General features: G+C 57.3%; 17 protein-coding genes. 8 read left to right on the top strand and 9 right to left on the bottom strand.

Annotated features, from left to right (window positions below; all coding sequences use genetic code 11):
- Window positions 1-39 precede the first annotated feature (39 nt).
- From ACNA0J_RS06685 to ACNA0J_RS06660, 6 genes are all read right to left on the bottom strand, one after another.
- The gene (locus tag ACNA0J_RS06685) at window positions 40-1,020 is read right to left on the bottom strand and encodes a Bug family tripartite tricarboxylate transporter substrate binding protein (protein ID WP_415817662.1); all 981 of its coding nucleotides are present in this window, start codon (window positions 1,018-1,020) and stop codon (window positions 40-42) included.
- Between the two features lie 63 nt (window positions 1,021-1,083).
- Complete coding sequence (locus ACNA0J_RS06680; protein ID WP_415817660.1) at window positions 1,084-2,628, bottom strand: acetolactate synthase large subunit; 1,545 nt, start codon at window positions 2,626-2,628, stop codon at window positions 1,084-1,086.
- Window positions 2,629-2,747: 119 nt separating this feature from the next.
- Complete coding sequence (locus ACNA0J_RS06675) at window positions 2,748-3,188, bottom strand: DUF6314 family protein (RefSeq protein ID WP_415817658.1); 441 nt, start codon at window positions 3,186-3,188, stop codon at window positions 2,748-2,750.
- 19 nt (window positions 3,189-3,207) lie between these two features.
- A complete protein-coding gene (locus ACNA0J_RS06670) occupies window positions 3,208-4,038 on the bottom strand; it encodes an amidohydrolase family protein (protein WP_415817656.1) in 831 nt (276 codons plus the stop codon).
- A gap of 17 nt (window positions 4,039-4,055) precedes the next feature.
- Window positions 4,056-5,069 (bottom strand): NAD(P)-dependent oxidoreductase, encoded by a 1,014-nt coding sequence (locus ACNA0J_RS06665; protein WP_415817653.1) that lies wholly within the window; start codon window positions 5,067-5,069, stop codon window positions 4,056-4,058.
- A gap of 3 nt (window positions 5,070-5,072) precedes the next feature.
- Window positions 5,073-6,140 (bottom strand): LacI family DNA-binding transcriptional regulator, encoded by a 1,068-nt coding sequence (locus ACNA0J_RS06660; RefSeq protein ID WP_415817650.1) that lies wholly within the window; start codon window positions 6,138-6,140, stop codon window positions 5,073-5,075.
- Window positions 6,141-6,393: 253 nt separating this feature from the next.
- Here ACNA0J_RS06660 and ACNA0J_RS06655 point away from each other — a divergent pair, with 253 nt between their 5' ends.
- The 3 genes from ACNA0J_RS06655 (at window position 6,394) to ACNA0J_RS06645 (ending at window position 9,265) form a co-directional block, all read left to right on the top strand.
- Window positions 6,394-7,410 carry a TRAP transporter substrate-binding protein gene (locus ACNA0J_RS06655; RefSeq protein ID WP_415817648.1) on the top strand — a complete coding sequence of 339 codons (1,017 nt, stop codon included), beginning with the start codon at window positions 6,394-6,396 and terminating at the stop codon, window positions 7,408-7,410.
- Between the two features lie 95 nt (window positions 7,411-7,505).
- Window positions 7,506-7,970: a TRAP transporter small permease gene (locus ACNA0J_RS06650; protein WP_415817646.1), complete on the top strand. Its 465-nt coding sequence runs from the start codon at window positions 7,506-7,508 to the stop codon at window positions 7,968-7,970.
- Window positions 7,967-9,265, top strand: coding sequence for a TRAP transporter large permease (locus tag ACNA0J_RS06645; protein ID WP_415817644.1), 1,299 nt, complete (start codon window positions 7,967-7,969; stop codon window positions 9,263-9,265). The genes ACNA0J_RS06650 and ACNA0J_RS06645 overlap by 4 nt, the downstream gene beginning before the upstream one ends.
- A 25-nt stretch (window positions 9,266-9,290) precedes the next feature.
- Here ACNA0J_RS06645 and ACNA0J_RS06640 read toward each other — a convergent pair whose 3' ends face one another.
- The 3 genes from ACNA0J_RS06640 to ACNA0J_RS06630 form a co-directional block, all read right to left on the bottom strand.
- Window positions 9,291-10,181: an alpha/beta hydrolase gene (locus ACNA0J_RS06640; protein ID WP_415817641.1), complete on the bottom strand. Its 891-nt coding sequence runs from the start codon at window positions 10,179-10,181 to the stop codon at window positions 9,291-9,293.
- 66 nt (window positions 10,182-10,247) lie between these two features.
- Entirely contained in the window at window positions 10,248-11,264 is a 1,017-nt protein-coding gene (locus ACNA0J_RS06635) for an MBL fold metallo-hydrolase (protein ID WP_415817639.1), read from the bottom strand.
- Window positions 11,265-11,323: 59 nt separating this feature from the next.
- Complete coding sequence (locus ACNA0J_RS06630; RefSeq protein WP_415817637.1) at window positions 11,324-12,106, bottom strand: GntR family transcriptional regulator; 783 nt, start codon at window positions 12,104-12,106, stop codon at window positions 11,324-11,326.
- A gap of 174 nt (window positions 12,107-12,280) precedes the next feature.
- On the opposite strand from ACNA0J_RS06630, the gene ACNA0J_RS06625 reads away from it, so the two are divergent.
- The 5 genes from ACNA0J_RS06625 (at window position 12,281) to ACNA0J_RS06605 (ending at window position 16,843) form a co-directional block, all read left to right on the top strand.
- Entirely contained in the window at window positions 12,281-13,243 is a 963-nt protein-coding gene (locus ACNA0J_RS06625; RefSeq protein ID WP_415817635.1) for a Bug family tripartite tricarboxylate transporter substrate binding protein, read from the top strand.
- Window positions 13,244-13,316: 73 nt separating this feature from the next.
- Window positions 13,317-14,483 (top strand): enolase C-terminal domain-like protein, encoded by a 1,167-nt coding sequence (locus tag ACNA0J_RS06620; protein ID WP_415817633.1) that lies wholly within the window; start codon window positions 13,317-13,319, stop codon window positions 14,481-14,483.
- 19 nt (window positions 14,484-14,502) lie between these two features.
- A complete protein-coding gene (locus tag ACNA0J_RS06615; protein ID WP_415817631.1) occupies window positions 14,503-15,345 on the top strand; it encodes a fumarate hydratase in 843 nt (280 codons plus the stop codon).
- Window positions 15,346-15,354: 9 nt separating this feature from the next.
- Window positions 15,355-15,921, top strand: coding sequence for a FumA C-terminus/TtdB family hydratase beta subunit (locus tag ACNA0J_RS06610; RefSeq protein WP_415817628.1), 567 nt, complete (start codon window positions 15,355-15,357; stop codon window positions 15,919-15,921).
- Window positions 15,922-16,027: 106 nt separating this feature from the next.
- Window positions 16,028-16,843, top strand: coding sequence for an aspartate dehydrogenase (locus tag ACNA0J_RS06605; protein ID WP_415817626.1), 816 nt, complete (start codon window positions 16,028-16,030; stop codon window positions 16,841-16,843).
- The last annotated feature ends 53 nt before the right edge of the window (window positions 16,844-16,896 follow it).

Below are 16,896 nucleotides of genomic sequence, written 5' to 3'. Positions count from 1 at the left end.
GTCTGCGTTGCCGGCGCCCGCCGGCATTGCAACGGGGTTTCAGTTGATCGTGATCTTGCGTTCTTTGATGAGCTGGCTCCAGCGTTGGCGCTCTGTCTGCTCGAATGCGGCGAGCTGCTCCCCGCTGACCGTACCCGCCGTCGCGCCCAACGCCTCGAACTGCGCTTTCACCGCGGGCGTAGCAAGTGCCTGCGTCGCAGCATCGATCAGCTTTGCCCGGACAGCATCAGGGGTACCGGCTGGCGCGTACAACGCAAACCACGCTGTCACATCAAAGTCCTTGAAGCCAGATTCTGCAACGGTCGGCACATCAGGCAAAGACGGCAAGCGCTCTGCCGAGGTAACGGCCAGAGCGCGAATACGAGAGCCGTCTTTCAATTGACTGATCGTGCTAGGCAGGTTGTCCATCAACACGTCGACCTGCCCGCCGATCAGGGCCGGCATCGACCCCGACACGCCTTTAAAGGGCACATGCAGCATGTCAATACCCGCGGCTTGTTCAAGATAGGCCCCGGTCAAATGCACCGACGACCCGACCCCTGGCGATGCATACGAAACGGGCTTGTCCTTGCTTTGCTTGGCCTGGGCAACCATATCCTGCAACGTCTTCAAATTTGAGTCTTTACGTACCGCGATGACATTCGGTGTCGTGAACACCATCGCCAGAGGAACAAAGTCCTTGCCCGGATCATAGGGCATGTCGTTGAACAAAAACTGATTGATGGATTGCGTACTCACGGTCCCCATGGCGATGGTGTAGCCATCCGGCTCCGCACGTTTGAGCATTCCCATCCCGATGTTTCCCGTCGCGCCAGGGCGATTGTCAATGACAATGGATTGCTTTAGAAAAGGCCCCATGGCCTGGCCTATCGTACGTGCCGCCAAATCAGTCGTGCCACCGGCTGGATAAGGAACAATCAACGTAATCGGCCTCGATGGATACGTATCCGCGTGTGCGGCAAAGACCATACTGCCAATGACCATCGCGCCCAGGGCTTTATACAGCTGACGTCGTTTCATCGCTTCTCGTCTCCATCTGAGGCCTATTGGAAATGCCCGGGCCTCGAACCGGGCTATTGACCGCTACACCATTAGTTCAATCAGAAAAGGAGTTTGCTTGCCGAAGCTGCTCTTCATCAGATCGCCACACTGTTCCAGCGTGTTCGCCCGCGCTGCCTCGACCCCCATCGCATTCGCGAGGCCAACCCAATTCAGCGAGGGATTACCCAGATCCAGCATGCTCATTGCTGTCTCACCGGGCGTCGCTCCCACGTTCTTGTATTCGCCGATCAGGATGTTGTATTTGCTGTTGTTCAAAATGATCGTGGTGCACGGCAGTTGTTCGCGCGCCTGTGTCCACAGCGACTGCAGGGAATACATCGCCGAGCCGTCTGCCTGCAAACTGATGACGCGCCGCTGTTTCTGTGCGCCAATCGCCGCTCCGGTCGCGACCGGCAAGCCATCGCCAATGGCGCCGCCCGCCAGATGCAGCCAATCGTTTGCAGGCGCTGCGTGAGAAAATTTATAAAACCCACGTCCGAAAGAAACACTTTCGTCCGACACAATGGAGTTATCAGGCATCAATGCCGCCACCGTCTGTGCCAGGCCTTCGGGCGTGGGCAATCCCGTCGCCGCCTCTGGACGCGGACCTGGATCGGGGATTTCGACCTCGGGCGCATTCAGTACAGACACCAACGACTGCAGGGCCCTCACAGGATCCTGGTCCGGCCGCGTCAACACTTGAATGTGTGCATCAGGCGAGTACTGCGTCGACGGCATTCCAGGGTAACCAAAAAAGCCGACCGGCGCCTTGGCGTTCACCAGAATAATGTGCTTGAATCGCTCGAGCGCCTTCATAGCCGCCTCCATGACATAAGGAGTACGCTCAAGCGGTAAACGCCCTCGGCCTCGCGCCACGTGTGCAGTGACAAAGTCTGCCATCAACGTCGCCCCCGTAGCCTGTGCCACGCGCCAGAGCAGGCTCTGGGCCTCGCTCAATACAGCAGGCCCTCCTACCAGGATCAGCGTCTCTGGGCCGTACGAACGCAGTGTTCGTGCAGCATTCTCAACAGCATTGCCGTCCACCTCGGGTGTGGCAGGCACGCTTAACGGAGCGCCGACCGCACCACCGGCATTCCACGACACGTCCGCCGGAAGAATCAATGTGGCGATCTGCCCCGGGAACACTTGAGCCGCTGCAATCGCCTCTGCCGCATCGCGACCGAGATGCTCGCTTTGCACGCTCGTGCGAACCCATTGAGACACAGTTTGCGCCATGCCGGCCGTGTCAGCCGTCAGCGGCGCATCAAAGGGGCGATGAAAGGTCGCCTGGTCGCCGACAATATTCACGATGCCGCTACGAGCACGGCGTGCGTTATGCAGATTGCCCATACCATTGGCCAGGCCAGGGCCGCAATGCAACAGCGTGCATGCTGGCTTGCGAGCGATGCGGAAATAGCCGTCCGCCATCCCTGTCACGACGTTTTCCTGCAGACCCAGCACGCATTTCATGCCTGGAACCTGGTCCAGGGCCGCGACAAAGTGCATCTCACTCGTCCCGGGATTGGCGAAACAAGTGTCTATACCGGAAGCCAACAACGTCCTGACCAGACTTTCAGCACCATTCATGCATGATCTCCATCGAGTTTTATCGCTAGACGCGTCGTTTCTTACGAGATAAGCGGCGACGTAGAGCCATTAAACCATGTTGATCTGGTGTCAGGTAAAGCGGTAGGCCTATGTCTCGTTCAGCCCCTGGTATATCGGGTCACTGCCCGATAATCCTTATTCGGCCCAGAGACACGCACATCCGTCTCGTACGAATCCGGCAGATTCAATCGATACACCACCGAATAGATATCTTTGCCGCAATAATGCTTGTCCGCGGCAGTCAATATCCCAGTTGCACCGCCACTGAAAGCCAGTTCGACAAAGGTCTTTCCATCGTCCGGCCCATCATTGAACCGTATCACCAGAGACTCGCCCTGCGCGAGAAACTTGTAGCGGCGCGTGCACCGGACAGTTTGACCGTTATGCAGGGTCAACAAGCCCTCTTCGTGATAGAGCAGGACGTCATTCTCCGCCCGGGAAAACGTCGCGCTGCCTCGCATCGTCGCGTGCTCTTGCTCGATGCGGCGACTGAGTTGCCAGCGCCCTTCGAATTGGTCCAATAACTGGGAAACACCCATAACGCCCGTCTGCCGACTATCAAAACCTGTATAGATTAGCCGGATTATGTACGAGAATCTGATCTCTCACGGCTTGCGACGGGCACCAGCTATCCAGCAAGGCCAGCAGAGACCGGTCATCGGGACGTTGCAGCTGGCCGGGATGGGGCCAGTTGCTGGCCCATAGACAACGCTCTGGATAATGGTGGGCCAACGTTTCTGCCAACAAACCCACGTCACGATATTCCGGTGCGCCCGTACGCGATGTTTCGTACATAGCCGAGAGTTTGACCCAGACATTGCCGGTGTCCAACAGCCGTCTCAATGCGGCAAAGGCAGGGTCCTGAGGAGTCACGGGTTCCAGGAATTTTCCGACATGATCAATCACGATGCGGCAAGGCTGCCTGGCGATCAACGCCTCGTAATCAGGCAGCGTGCGGCCGTCCAACTGCAGATTGATATTCCATCCCAATGGGGCAATACGTTGTGCGATCGGCGACAAATCGTCCCATGTCATGATGTTGCCGCTATTGGGCACCATCTGGAACCGCACGCCCACCACGCCGGCCTGCCCCAACACTGCCAGCGCCTCGTCAGTTGCCGCTGGCGGCATGGAAACAATGGCGCGAGCCGATCCTGCAGCGGCCTTCAGCGCGTCGAGCGTACAGCGATTGTCAAACCCGTAGCCCATGGGCTGCACAATCACGCAGCGACTGATACCGAGTTTCGCACGTAAAGCCAGATAATCAGCCCAACTGGCCCTGGGCGGCGAAACAGGAGACAGCTGCGGCAATGGATAGGCATCCAAGTCATAGATATGCTGATGACAATCGCAGCCATCGACGGGAACCGGCCAGCGCGCCTGGATCATGGCATCCTCCTGTGTGATCAAGTCTGCGGCAGTACCAAGCCAAAACGGTCACGGGCTCGGCTGGCATGAGCGGCATTGATACTGGGCTCGGGGAGCTGGCCCAAAATCAGGGCCTGCACCTGCCGTACCGAATCCATCGCCTGGTGTTCCGAGGCTTCCGGCGTCAGGCCCCCTACGTGAGGTGTGGCGAGGACCCTGGGATGCGAGGCTAACCTCAGGGGAGGCATTTGGTCTTTGGACGACCCAACGTCCAGGGCACATCCTGCGATCAGACCCTCATCCAGAGCCTGCAGCAAGTCCTGTTCATTGACCAATTCCGCTCGCGACGCGTTGATAAAGTAGGCAGACCGCTGCATCTGCTGAAAGCGGGATAGATTAATCAGATTGGCCGTTTCCGCTGTTGCCGGCGCCAAGCACGCAACAAAGTCCGACTGCGCCAGCAGGTCTTCGAGTGAACGCGGCTGCACATCCGAGTCAGGCTCAACAACAGCGTATGGATCATTAACGAGAACATTCATGCCGAAGCCGCTGGCCAGGTTGGCCAAGTACTGGCCGATCGTCCCGTAGCCGATGATACCTAGCGTCGCACCACGCAGCTCTCGTCCCATCAACGGCACAGGCTCACGGCCAGCGCGGTACGCTGCCGATGCCGCGTCGATATGGCGCGCCATGCTGATCATGACGCCAATGATCCATTCCGCCACCGACGGACCAAAACCCGGTGTGGCACGAGTCACCAGAATACCGAGACGATTCGCGCATTCGAGATCGATATTCCGGATATCCACGGCGACCCGGCACACTGCGGCCAGATTGGGCAAAGCCTGCATCAACTCGGCATCAATAGCCGGAACGCGAAAGCTCACCAAAATATCGCAATCGCGGGCCTGGCGAATGACATCGTCCCGAGTCGTCTCGGCATCGCTGTCGTGAAACCTCACATCGCCCAAGGCCGTCAGCAATTGAAAGGCACGATCGCCGTAGTAATGGCGCAGCGCGGCGCGGTTATGCGTGAGAAAAATCCGCGTCATGATTTAGTCGGATGAAATGTTGGGTTGAAAAGGTTTTCCGGGCTCAGACACGGATTGGCGCTCGACCAGACGCGGAGGAAAACTGAATTCTCGCGGAGGTGTCCCGGGCTCATTTACACGCGCGATGGCTTGCTCAACCATGGTTTCCGCGACCTCCTGGACTGGCGTTGCAACCGTGGTCAGCGGGGGCCACACGTATTCCGAGACCGTCACATTGTCCATCCCCACTACCGACACATCCTCGGGAATGGACAAGCCGCAATGACGCAGCCCCGCCATGACGCCAATCGCGGTCATGTCATTGACTGCCACGATACCGGTCGGCCGCGGTGCCATTGCGGCGATTTGCTGTGCAGCCTCAAAGCCCAGCTGTCCAAGCTCGTTGTCACCGAATCTCGAACCGCCATCGATATCAATAACCTGGGCAGAATATTCTGGGCCGGCTTCGCCCACAGCACCCAGGAAGCCTTCGATTTTCTCTCTGCGGCTGATCGTCGCCCCTTTGGGCTTAACGAAAGCGATGCGTTTGTGGCCGTGCGCGATCAGATGATTCGCGGCTAGCCGGCCTGCCAGGCGATTGTCGGGCAATACGTGATCATGCTTGGCCGGTTTTGACGGATCTATTCCCAAGTCGTAGCTGACGACAGCCAGCCCCTTGTCGATCGCAGCCTCAATATGCCGCTCGTCATTCAGTGAAGAAATAACAATGACGGCACGGATCCCCAGTCCAATGAGGTCGTCCAACATCTTGGACTCGAGCTGCTTGTCGCGATAGGTGTTGCACACCAACACGCGGTAGTTGTGCTTGGCCTGCGCCACTTGTTCGATAGCGACCGCCAATTGACCGAACGACGGATTGGACGTCGTCGGAACGAGCAAACCCAGAATGGGAATATGCCCGGTCTTCAGATGCCGGGCGATTTGATTCGGACGATATCCCAGCTTTTCGATCGCCTGTTCAATACGGGCAAATGTGTCCTGCCGCATCCGTTCGGCGCGGCCATTGAGCACATTGGACACCGAGCTGACCGAGACATTGGCTAACCGGGCGACATCCTGAATCGTTGCCATCAGGCTCCTCGCTTTGCTGATCAAGTAAATCGTTATAGTAAATCGTTTTTTTCACTATATCACGCACATAGTGAATAGCTCTATTGAGAGCCTTAATTAGAGGTACAACACGTAGTTTTAGATATAAGGGTAAAGCCTAATACGCGATTACTGTCTATAAAAATCAGGCCATGATATGTTATTAGTAAAACGATCTACTAAATCGATATACCTAATTTTTTAACAAAATCGAATCAACCACAGGAGGAGGCACATGATGAGCCCCACGCCGCTCAGTTTCCGAGCAAAACCGCTGTTCGCCGCCCTGCTTTCCACCATGGTCGTCGCTCTTGCGCCGACCGCCCACGCCCAGGCCAAGAAAGAGTGGAAAATTTCCCATTCCGCCCATGGCGACGTCACGTCCGAGCATCATCTGGTAGCGTGGGTGTTCAAGAGTTACCTGGCAGACCACTCCGACACCTTGTCCGCCCGCATCTACCCCACCAGCGCTCTGGGTGATGAGCGTGCGGTTTTCGAGGCGATGCAACTCGGTGCTGGCGCGTCCTGCGCCGTCGCAGGTACGGCCATCCTCAACAACTTCTCCAAACGCGTAGGCGTGATCGACCTGCCCTTTCTCTGGAAAGACTACGATCACATGAATCGCGCTCTCGACGGCAAAGTCGGCGACGAAATTGCAGCCGATCTCGAAAAGTCCGGATTCAAGGTGCTGGCCTGGACCACGAACTGGGGGTCTCGCAATGTGGTCACCGCGAACAAGACCATCAACAAGCCCGAAGACCTCAAGGGCCTGAAAATACGCACCATCCAGAGCCCGGTATATGTCGAGACGATCAATGCCATGGGCGCGAATGCCACTCCCATGTCATTTGGCGAGGTCTACACCGCCATGCAAACCGGCGTGCTCGACGGTTTCGAACACGGCTCGGCGGTCGTCGTCACCAACAAGCTCTACGAAGTCGCCAAAAACATCGCCATCACCAACCATTTCCTGGGCCCGGCGGTGTTTGCCTGCTCCATGAACGAATGGAATCAGCTGACCGATGCCCAAAAGAAAGTCGTGATGGAGGGCGCCAAACTGGCCAGCGATATCAACCGGTCGCTCGCCCCCATCCGCGAGAAAGAAGCGCTGGACTTCCTGCGCAGCAAGGGTGTCACCATCACGACCGTGGACACCACGGTATTCCGTGAAAAAGCCACTGCGCTGCAAGACAAGATCGCCGCAGACATAGGCGGCACCGAACTGCTCGCCGAGATTCGTGCTGCTCAGTAAGGTCCGCTAGGGTTCGCGCGGGAAGTAGCCAGTGCGCTACCCCGCGCGTATTCACAGGCACCCGTCCGATTCCGTTTTGTCACTCCGGAAAGCCGATGCGCTACATCAACAAGTTTGTCGAGGCCCTGATCACCCTGCTATTCACGGCCATCGTCATCGTTGGCACACTGCAGGTCTTTAACCGCTTTGTTCTGAACATCTCGCTCAGCTGGAGCGAGGAATTCCAGAAATTCGCGTTCGTCTGGCTGGTCTTTTTAGCCATTCCTGTCGCCTATAACCGCGCAGCCCACCTGCGGGTCGATACCTTCTTTGAGCGATTTCCCGTATCCATGCAGCGCTTCATGCAATGGATCATCGATCTATTGTGGATCGGGCTGGGCGTGTCATTGGTCGCATACACCTGGCGATTGATGCAGGTCACGAAATATCAGCTCAGCCCGGGCCTGGGCATCAGCATGTCGCTGGTGTACGCGGGAATGGTCATTGGCGGCGCCTATCTCGTACTGTGTGTGCTTACAAAGATGGCGGTTCGCATCAAAGCAGAGGGACGCCCATCATGACATTGATCATCATCTTTGCGGCCATGTTGGTGCTGGTGTTCTTCGGCATCCCCATCCTGCTCTCCATTGCGTCGGTCAGTCTGGCCGGAGCCATGGTGATACCCGGACTCGTACCGGCCCTGGTGCCGCAAAAGGCCTTCGCCATGCTGGATTCGTTCAGCCTGCTGGCACTGCCCTACTTTATCCTGGCAGGCGCCATCATGACGCGGGGCGGCCTGAGCGGAGGACTCATTGAATTCTCGCAAGCGCTGGTCGGGCACATCCGCGGCAGCCTGGGACACACTGCGGTCCTGTCGTGCACGGCGATGGCCAACATTTCCGGATCATCCACAGCAGAGGCGGCAGCGGTAGGCTCTGTGACGATCCCCGCCATGAAGGAACGAGGTTACAAGCCCGGACTGGCCGCCGCCATCGTCGCTGCAGCCGCGACTATCGGCCCCATTATTCCCCCCAGCATGACCATGATTGTCTATGGTTCGATCACGGGGGTCTCTATCGGCGGGCTATTCATGGCAGGCGTGATTCCAGGCCTGATGATCGCCGCGCTGCTGATGGCGGTGATCTATGCGCTGTCGTACTTGCCCTCGAATGCTGCATTGCGTGCCACGCAACCGCGCTCATCGCTGAAGCAGATTTACCGGGAAACCTTGCGTGTCTGGCCGGCCCTGATGGCCCCCGTCGTGATCATGGGAGGCATCCTCAGCGGCATATTCACCGCCACTGAGGCTGGTGTAGTGGCATGCGTGTATAGCCTGATCGTGAGCAAAGTCTGGTATCGACAACTGCAATGGAAAGATCTGCCCAGCGTAGTCGTGGATGCCGCAGTTACCACAGCGATGGTGGCCGGCGTACTCGGCATGGCGGGCGTGCTCGGTTGGCTATTGAACTACCTGGACTTCAACGACACGGTCCTGGGTGCCTTGAAGGGCGTGACCGACAGCTCGCTGCTGATGCTGGCCCTGCTCGTGGTCATCATGCTGGTCTTGACGATGATCCTCGATGGCCTGGCAGTTGTCGTCGTCATGGTTCCCACGATTGTGTACGTGGGTAGCGCCTTTCATATCGATCCGCTGCAGTTGGGTATCATCATGGTCATGATCACGCAAATCGGCGGCCTGACCCCGCCCGTTGCCATTTTGCTGTTCATCACCACCAGTATCGCCAAGATCCCATTCGCACAGGGTGTTCAAGCTGTCTGGCCATTCCTCGCCGTCGTTGTCCTGGTCATGATATCGATCATGCTGTTCCCAGAAATCGTGACGTGGCTCCCCAACAAGGTCATCGGCGGGGGTTAAGGCGCCCCGCCAACACCGGGCTGACTCAGCCTCGAGTCAGCCCCATCATGCTGAACATACCTTTAGCCAACGGGCTATCAGGTATGCCGCATTCGAGCACAAGATCAAAATGATTCAAGCCAGGGACACGCAGGTATTCCCCTGGGTATCCCAATGCATGCCATTGCGCCAGATAGTCCATACTCTGACGCTTGAACTCGTCCGTCTCGTTATCCCCATAGGAAACAATGATAGGGCAACCGGATGCAGGCTCATACCGAGCCGGACTATTGCGCGCTGCGTCGGCAGCAGATAGATGCATCCACGCATTAATGTGCGTATGTGGAATCGGCGTCAGATCGTACAGCCCGGACAGCAATAGTGCGCCTTTAGTCAGATTGTCTGGCACACCCACGTCAGCCTGCCAGCCACTGGCCAGCATCATCCCGCACAGATGCCCGCCAGCCGAACTGCCGCCGATATAGATGCGCTCAGGATCACCGCCAAATTTTTCGATATTGCGATACAACCAGCCCATGGCACGCCGGCATTGATCCACGATCCGGTCCAAGCTTGCACCAGGGGCCAATGAATAATTCAGCGCCACATAGACCGCCCCTGCTCTCGTATAGGCGGGGGCCATGCTGCTGGACTCGTTCTTGGACAAGGCTCGCCAGTAACCGCCGTGTATGTACACAAAGACCGGTGCCGGACCCACAATCGAGCCGGCAGCCGGCGGAAATATGTCCATGGTCTCGTCCGGATGCTCTCCGAACGCGACGTCCAAGGTACAAGACAACGTCGCTCGCGCCGCCCGGCTCTGATCGGCGTACTGCTGCATGAGAGACTGGAACAACGCCAGCGGCACCGTATTGCGGGCGTTGTACTGCACGTCCAGTTCAGCCTGATCAAAATCGCGATAAAGCTTGCTGCTCATCGACGCTCCATCCCGGAGGGAATACGGAGCCGCAGAGATATGCTGTGCATCAGTTGCATCCCCATCCTACGCGGTCCAGACCACCTGCGTTGCCAACGCGCACTCGCGCATCACGGTTAATGCGCGTTGCGTCGTATCCACCCCCATCACAAACGGATTCGGACCACCCGATTTCATCTGTGCCAACTTGACGTCAGCCAAATCAAAACCCGCATGGTTCGAGATGAAAACGTCGACGTTCTGCTTGCCGGCCAGCTCATGCACACGAGCCGTCGCATCGAGATAGGCCTGCAAACGCTCCATGCGGTTGGGCTGCTTGCCAAAATTGAACGACGTCCCGCCCCACAATAAAGCACGATGCGTCTTGCCCTTGTCTTTGACATCGAACGCCAACGAAATCGTGCCCATTGTATGTCCCGGCGTCAGCACCACATCCACAGTGGTGTCACCCAGCGTCAGCTTCGCACCATCGTCCACTGCGACATCACGTTTTGGAGGCTTGCCCCAGCTGGGTATATCGAATTCCAGCTTGGTTTCCATCATGTCCCAATCGGCCTTGCTGGCAACAATCTTGGATTGATATTTCTGCGCGAAATAATCCGCGCCGCCATAATGGTCGCCGTGGCCGTGCGTGATCACGACCATTTTGATTTGCGCGGGATCCAATCCCAGCTTGCGCATGCCTGCATCGATCACATGTTCAGCGTCATCAGCGTTGTTCATGGCGTCAATCAGGATAATGCCCTCTGACGTCGGAATGGCCCAGGCACTGACCCATTTCCCGCCCACGAAATAGAGATTGTCGAACGCCTTGCCTGGCGGCGGCGCAGGCAGCGCCATCAGCTCCGCTATCGAGGGAGACTTCTTTCCAGGGATGGGTTGTGCGACTTCCGCGAGCCTCAGATACTGTTTCAGATCGTCGCCGGCCGCGGCGCGTGCTGCGGCCAGATGGCGTTGCACCTCTGCTGACTCAGCCTGTGCGGGAGTGATCTTCAATGCATAGGCTGCGCAACAAACGCACCCTGCAGCGAGAAAGTAGCGCCGGCTGGGCGATACCTCCTGACTATCGTTATTGCCGTTCATCCATCTTCTGAAAAGCTGCATCCTCGCCTCCGTTGTGGGTATTACACAATTCTATCGATCTACAACTCCGTTGCCACCGTTCTATGCATCCAGAACGTGAATTTGAATTTATCTGCAGGATATGTACTGACAGTGATCAAGAATTTTTGCTTGGCCTGATCCAGATACTGGCGCGTAATTTCCAATCCTGGAGTATGCGCCTCTGCTTGCAAATGCGGCGCCATTTCCTCTGAAATCGAAGTCGCTCCGATCTGCTGCTTTAGATCCTGGACCGCACGGCCGGAGTGCTTTTCGATCAGGTTGCAAATCAAACCTGTCCCGTCTTGGATCAAGTGCACGATGTCGTGGCCTTCTTTGGGATCCAGATACGCATCGGTCCAGCAAATCGGCACCTTGGGCTCGTTCTTTTCTGAACGCAGCATCTGCACTTTGAGCCAATGCTGACCCGGTTTGCATTCCAAAGCGGCCGCTAGATGTTCATCGGCGACAATGTCGGCAATACCCAGGATATGCCGCTCCGTATAGCTGGCGTAGTTCACCAGATCCTCGATGCTATGCAGGGATTTGGTATAGCTATTGCTGGTCTCTGTGGATTGCACCACCGTGCCCGCGCGCCGTTTGCGAGAGATCAGGCCCAACCCTTCGACAATATTCAACGCCGACCGCACGGTCGTGCGGCTGACCTGGAACTGCTCACCCAACTCGACTTCACTGGGCAGGCGGTCGCCCACCACGTATTTACCGTCGGTAATCTGCTTTACCAGCAGGTTTGCAAGCTCGGTGTAGCGGACTTCCATAGTGTTCTGAGAATAGGTGCGGCGTGTTGCAACAGGGTCGGCCATAGGCCGGCGCACAGGACCGATCCAGGGGCAGCCCATTGTACAGATCCAGTCCTATGCCCCTCCCCCTGGCGGCGAGGCCTTCCGGCATGCATTGACCATTCCAAAAAATTTTGCCTACAATTAGTACGTACTATTAATTAGTACCTACTAATAATCCTAAATCGAGGAGACATCGTGTTCAAGAAAATCCTGTCGGTCGCGCTGAGCGCCTGTGCCCTGCATGCCAGTCCTGCCCTGGCGGCCTACCCGGACAAGCCCGTCACCATCGTCGTTCCGTTCCCCGGCGGGCAGACTGGCGACATCATCGCCAGGACGATCGGCGAGCAATTGGCCAAGAAACTGGGTCAACCCTTTATCGTCGAGAACCGCCCAGGCGCCGGGGGAACGTTAGGTACCGGCTATGCCGCCCGCGCCAACCCGGACGGCTACACCCTGCTCTTGACCAGTACCGGCCCATTTGCGATTGCGCCGTCGCTGTATTCCAAGCTGGCCTATCAGCCCCTGCAGGATTTCGAGGCGGTGGCCGACATCGCTGCCACGCCGCAAATCCTGGCCACCTATGAAGCCTCGGACATCAAGTCGATCAAAGACCTGATCGCCCGGGCCAAGAAAGAAGACCTGTCGTTCGCCTCTGCAGGCAATGGCTCTACCCAACACCTGACGATGGAAGTCTTCAACAAGGAGACTGGCCTCAAGATGACGCACATCCCATTCAAGGGCAGTGCAGAGGCGCAAACCCAGGTCATCAGCGGCCTGATCCCGGTGACGTCGGACTCGCTGCCCGCCATCCTGCCCCAAATCAAGGCAAACAAACTAAGGGCTCTGGCTGTCGTGGATACAGAGCGTAGCGCCTTTTTGCCTGACGTTCCGACCTTGAATGAACAGGGATATCAGACAGTCAGCACCCTGGCTTTTTTTGGGTTGATGGCGCCAAAAGGCACGCCCCAGCCGATCGTGGATCAGTTGAACACCACGGTCAATCAGATTCTGCAGACGCCCGAGGTTCAAGCCAGATTCCAGGCCTTGGCACTCACACCAGCCAAGCTGAAAACGGCGCCTGAATTTGCGGCGTATCTGACCTCCGAAGTCGAGAAATACAAAAAAATCGTGGACGACGCGGACGCCAAAATTGACTGACGCCGGCTCGACCATACCGGCCCGACATCACGCGCGGCTGCCGCCGCGCTCTTGATTCCCAATGGAGTCTGCATTGAAAATCACGCGTATCATCGAAGCTCCCATCGCGCTACGCAGCAATATTTCCAACGCGTACGTGAACTTCTCGCAACATACTGTCTCTTTGCTCGCCGTCGTCACAGACCAGATCCTCAACGGCAAGCCGCTAGTCGGACTGTCGTTCAACTCTATCGGCCGCTACGCGCAAAGCGACATCATCAATAAACGCATGGCCCCTCGGTTGCTGCAGGTCTCTCCGGATGCTCTGCTGACTGAATGCGGGTCGCGAATCAGCCCTGAAAAAGTGCTGGCCTGCGCTTTGAAAAACGAAAAACCCGGCGGACACGGTGATCGGGCCATGGCCGCCAGCGCCCTGGAAATGGCCATCTGGGATCTGAACGCCAAACTACATGACGAACCTGTCAGCGTCACCATCGCCCGTCATTTCGACAGGCCTGGGCGGGACGAGCAGGTAGCGGTCTACGCGGCAGGCGGCTACTACTATGACGGCGAAGCCAGTACAAAACTCATCGATGAGCTGAAGCATTATCAACAAATGGGCTTCACTCGCTACAAAATAAAAATCGGCGGTGCAGATCTGGCATCCGATCTGAAGCGTATTGATGCCGCACTCACCGTGGCAGGTACAGCGTCCAATCTGGCCGTCGACGCCAATGGACGATTCGACCTGCAAACAGCGCTCGAATATGGGCGAGCCCTCGAACCCTATGGACTGATGTGGTTCGAAGAGGCGGGGGACCCCTTGGATCTGGAGCTCAATGCGGCGCTGTCCGAGGCGTATGGCGGCGCGCTGGCGACAGGCGAAAACCTGTTCTCCCATCAAGACGTCAAGAATCTGGCGTTGTTTGGCGGGTGCCGGCCCGGCAAAGATGTTTTCCAGATGGATCCAGGCTTGAGCTACGGCATGACCGAATACAACCGCATGCTTGACGTGTTGGAAAGCCGTGGATTCAACCGGCGCCAGTGCTACCCGCACAGTGGCCAATTGATGGGCCTGCATGCCGTATCCGGATTTGGCTTGGGCGGCTCGGAAGCCTATCCGGGCATTTTCCAACCCCTCGGCGGCTTTTGCGACGACAGCCGTTTTGCCGACGGATTCGTTCGTGTTCCAGATCATCCAGGATTTGGATTTGAGTACAAAAACGCGCTGCTGCAAGCGTTCCAGCAGCTGCTGGCCTGATAATTCATAGAGACTGCTCATGCGACAACTAGACACTGACCTGATCACGCAATGCATAGCCGACTTGTGCGTTGACGCGACACACAACCTGCCTGACGATGTTGTACAAGGCTTTCACCGCGCAGCACAGAACGAAATCTCGCCTCTAGGGAAATCGGTGCTGCTCAAGCTCATCGAAAACGACAAAATTGCGCGCGATAACCAGGTCCCCTATTGCCATGATACGGGCTTGACGATTGTGTACGTGGAAATTGGCCAGGAGGTCTACCTGACGGGCGCCCCTTATCAAGAGGCAGTACATGAGGGCGTTCGCCAGGGCTATGCCAAGGGCTACATGCGCAAATCAGTCGTGGGCGATCCCTTGCTGCGCGTGAACACCAATGACAATACGCCCGCCGTGATACACACGGAAATCGTGCCGGGCTCCCAAGTCCGCATCACCGTCCTGCCCAAAGGCGGCGGCAGCGAAAACTGGAGCACGATGAAATTCCTATTGCCAGGCGAAGGCGCCGCGGGAGTAAAACGCTTTGTTCTGGATGCCATCAACGCTGCCGGAGGCAGCGCCTGTCCGCCGCTGACCGTGGGGGTCGGCCTGGGAGGCAGCTTCGACAAAGTCACCGAGATCGCGAAAAAAGCCATTCTGCGCGACATCGGCGAGCATCATCCTGACGCCCACGTCGCTCAACTGGAACGCGAACTCCTGGAAGACATCAATAAAACCGGCATAGGACCACAAGGCTACGGAGGATCCAGCACCGCTTTATGGGTGGCTGTAGAAACCTACGCCTGCCACATCACCGCGCTGCCCGTCGCAGTCAATATTCAATGCCATGCATCGCGCCGCAAAACCGCCGTCATCTAGGGGAAAAGCATGACCACATATCGATTGACCACGCCGTTGACGGATGATGCCATCAAGCAATTGACCATCGGCGATGAAGTGTTGCTCAGCGGCGTCATCTACATGGCACGCGATGCGGCACACAAACGCCTGATCGATCTGCTGCGCGAGAATAAGCCCTTGCCCGTGGATCTGCGCGGACAAACGGTGTTCTATGGCGGCCCAGGCCCGACAAAGCCGGGCCATGTCATTGGTGTGGTAGCACCTACGTCTGCTTACCGTATGGATCCCTATGCCACGGTGCTCTTCGATTACGGCGTCAAAGCGGCGATCGGAAAAGGCAATCGGGGTACCGACATACGGCAATCCTGTCAGGATAATTGCGCCGTAGGTTTCTCCGCTATCGGGGGAATATCGGCCACGCTGTTTGCGTGCATCAAAAGCGCAACCATCGTCGCCTATGAAGACCTGAAAACAGAAGCCATCCAACGGCTGGAAGTCGAAAACTTTCCACTCTTGGTCACGAATGACGCGCACGGCCGGGACCTTTACGAAGAAGAAGTCCAAAAGTACCGTTCTCAACTGAGCACAACTTAATAGACATCCTGTGGTGCACGCTCGGGGGGTAGGCCAGGGAAACGGGAAACGGGAAACGTCACAGTTCGGCCTATACTTTCTCGCATCAAGCCACAAGGAACCCAAAATGAGTGCTGTACCCTCTACCCTGCGTGTTGGCATCGCCGGTTTTGGATCGATAGGCAAATCGATCGCGAAAAAGATCGATGCCGGCATACCCGGACTGCAACTGACCGCCCTCGGTGTTCGTGATGTCGACAAAGCGCGCAGCGCATACACCTTTGCCACACCGCCTGTTTACACCGACATAGATCATCTGGTGGAGCATTGCGACGTGGTGATCGAGTGCGCGCCGGCTGCGCTGTTGCCTCGCATCGCCGAGCCGGTACTCAAGGCAGGGAAAAAGCTGCTGGTACTGAGTTCCGGGGCGCTGCTGTTGAACGAGCAGCTTATCGAGGTCGCGCGCAAACACGGCGGGCAGATTATCGTAGCCACCGGGGCGCTGCTCGGCCTGGACGCCGTGACCGCTGCAGCGGAAGGCAAGATCAACGAGGTACGAATGGTCAGCCGCAAACCTCCGATAGGGTTTGCCGGGGCGCCGTACGTCGTTCAGAACAATATCGATCTGGACGCGATCAAGGAGCCCACGCGCATTTACACCGGCACGGCACGCGAAGCCGCGACGGGTTTTCCCGCCAACCTGAACGTCGCTGTGTCCCTATCGCTCGCTGGCGTAGGGCCGGATCGCACGATCCTCGAGATCTGGGCCGATCCGACGATATCCCGCAATATCCACCGTATCGAAGTGGACTCGGATGACGCCAAGCTGAGCATGGAAATCCAGAACGTGCCCAGCGAAAATCCAAAAACCGGCCGGATTACGGCATTGTCTGCCATAGCCGCGCTGCGCAAGCTCGTGGCGCCATTACGTATCGGCACCTGACGTACCCGCGCACTCGCACGGCGACGCTGTGCGAGTACAGGAAATCATCATGC

The sequence above is a fragment of the Bordetella tumbae genome, from assembly GCF_965139195.1.
GTDB lineage: Bacteria > Pseudomonadota > Gammaproteobacteria > Burkholderiales > Burkholderiaceae_B > Bordetella_A > Bordetella_A tumbae.
Note: the sequence above shows the minus strand (reverse complement) of the source record. Positions and strands in the feature narration are given on the sequence as shown.

Coding starts and splice junctions, on each gene's coding strand:
- ACNA0J_RS06650 (WP_415817646.1), top strand. CDS start 7,506: ATGCGCTACATCAACAAGTTTGTCGAGGCCCTGATCACCCTGCTATTC.
- ACNA0J_RS06675 (WP_415817658.1), bottom strand. CDS start 3,188: ATGGGTGTTTCCCAGTTATTGGACCAATTCGAAGGGCGCTGGCAACTC.
- ACNA0J_RS06605 (WP_415817626.1), top strand. CDS start 16,028: ATGAGTGCTGTACCCTCTACCCTGCGTGTTGGCATCGCCGGTTTTGGA.
- ACNA0J_RS06655 (WP_415817648.1), top strand. CDS start 6,394: ATGATGAGCCCCACGCCGCTCAGTTTCCGAGCAAAACCGCTGTTCGCC.
- ACNA0J_RS06645 (WP_415817644.1), top strand. CDS start 7,967: ATGACATTGATCATCATCTTTGCGGCCATGTTGGTGCTGGTGTTCTTC.
- ACNA0J_RS06635 (WP_415817639.1), bottom strand. CDS start 11,264: ATGAACGGCAATAACGATAGTCAGGAGGTATCGCCCAGCCGGCGCTAC.
- ACNA0J_RS06685 (WP_415817662.1), bottom strand. CDS start 1,020: ATGAAACGACGTCAGCTGTATAAAGCCCTGGGCGCGATGGTCATTGGC.
- ACNA0J_RS06615 (WP_415817631.1), top strand. CDS start 14,503: ATGCGACAACTAGACACTGACCTGATCACGCAATGCATAGCCGACTTG.
- ACNA0J_RS06670 (WP_415817656.1), bottom strand. CDS start 4,038: ATGATCCAGGCGCGCTGGCCGGTTCCCGTCGATGGCTGCGATTGTCAT.
- ACNA0J_RS06640 (WP_415817641.1), bottom strand. CDS start 10,181: ATGAGCAGCAAGCTTTATCGCGATTTTGATCAGGCTGAACTGGACGTG.
- ACNA0J_RS06630 (WP_415817637.1), bottom strand. CDS start 12,106: ATGGCCGACCCTGTTGCAACACGCCGCACCTATTCTCAGAACACTATG.
- ACNA0J_RS06665 (WP_415817653.1), bottom strand. CDS start 5,069: ATGACGCGGATTTTTCTCACGCATAACCGCGCCGCGCTGCGCCATTAC.
- ACNA0J_RS06610 (WP_415817628.1), top strand. CDS start 15,355: ATGACCACATATCGATTGACCACGCCGTTGACGGATGATGCCATCAAG.
- ACNA0J_RS06660 (WP_415817650.1), bottom strand. CDS start 6,140: ATGGCAACGATTCAGGATGTCGCCCGGTTAGCCAATGTCTCGGTCAGC.
- ACNA0J_RS06680 (WP_415817660.1), bottom strand. CDS start 2,628: ATGAATGGTGCTGAAAGTCTGGTCAGGACGTTGTTGGCTTCCGGTATA.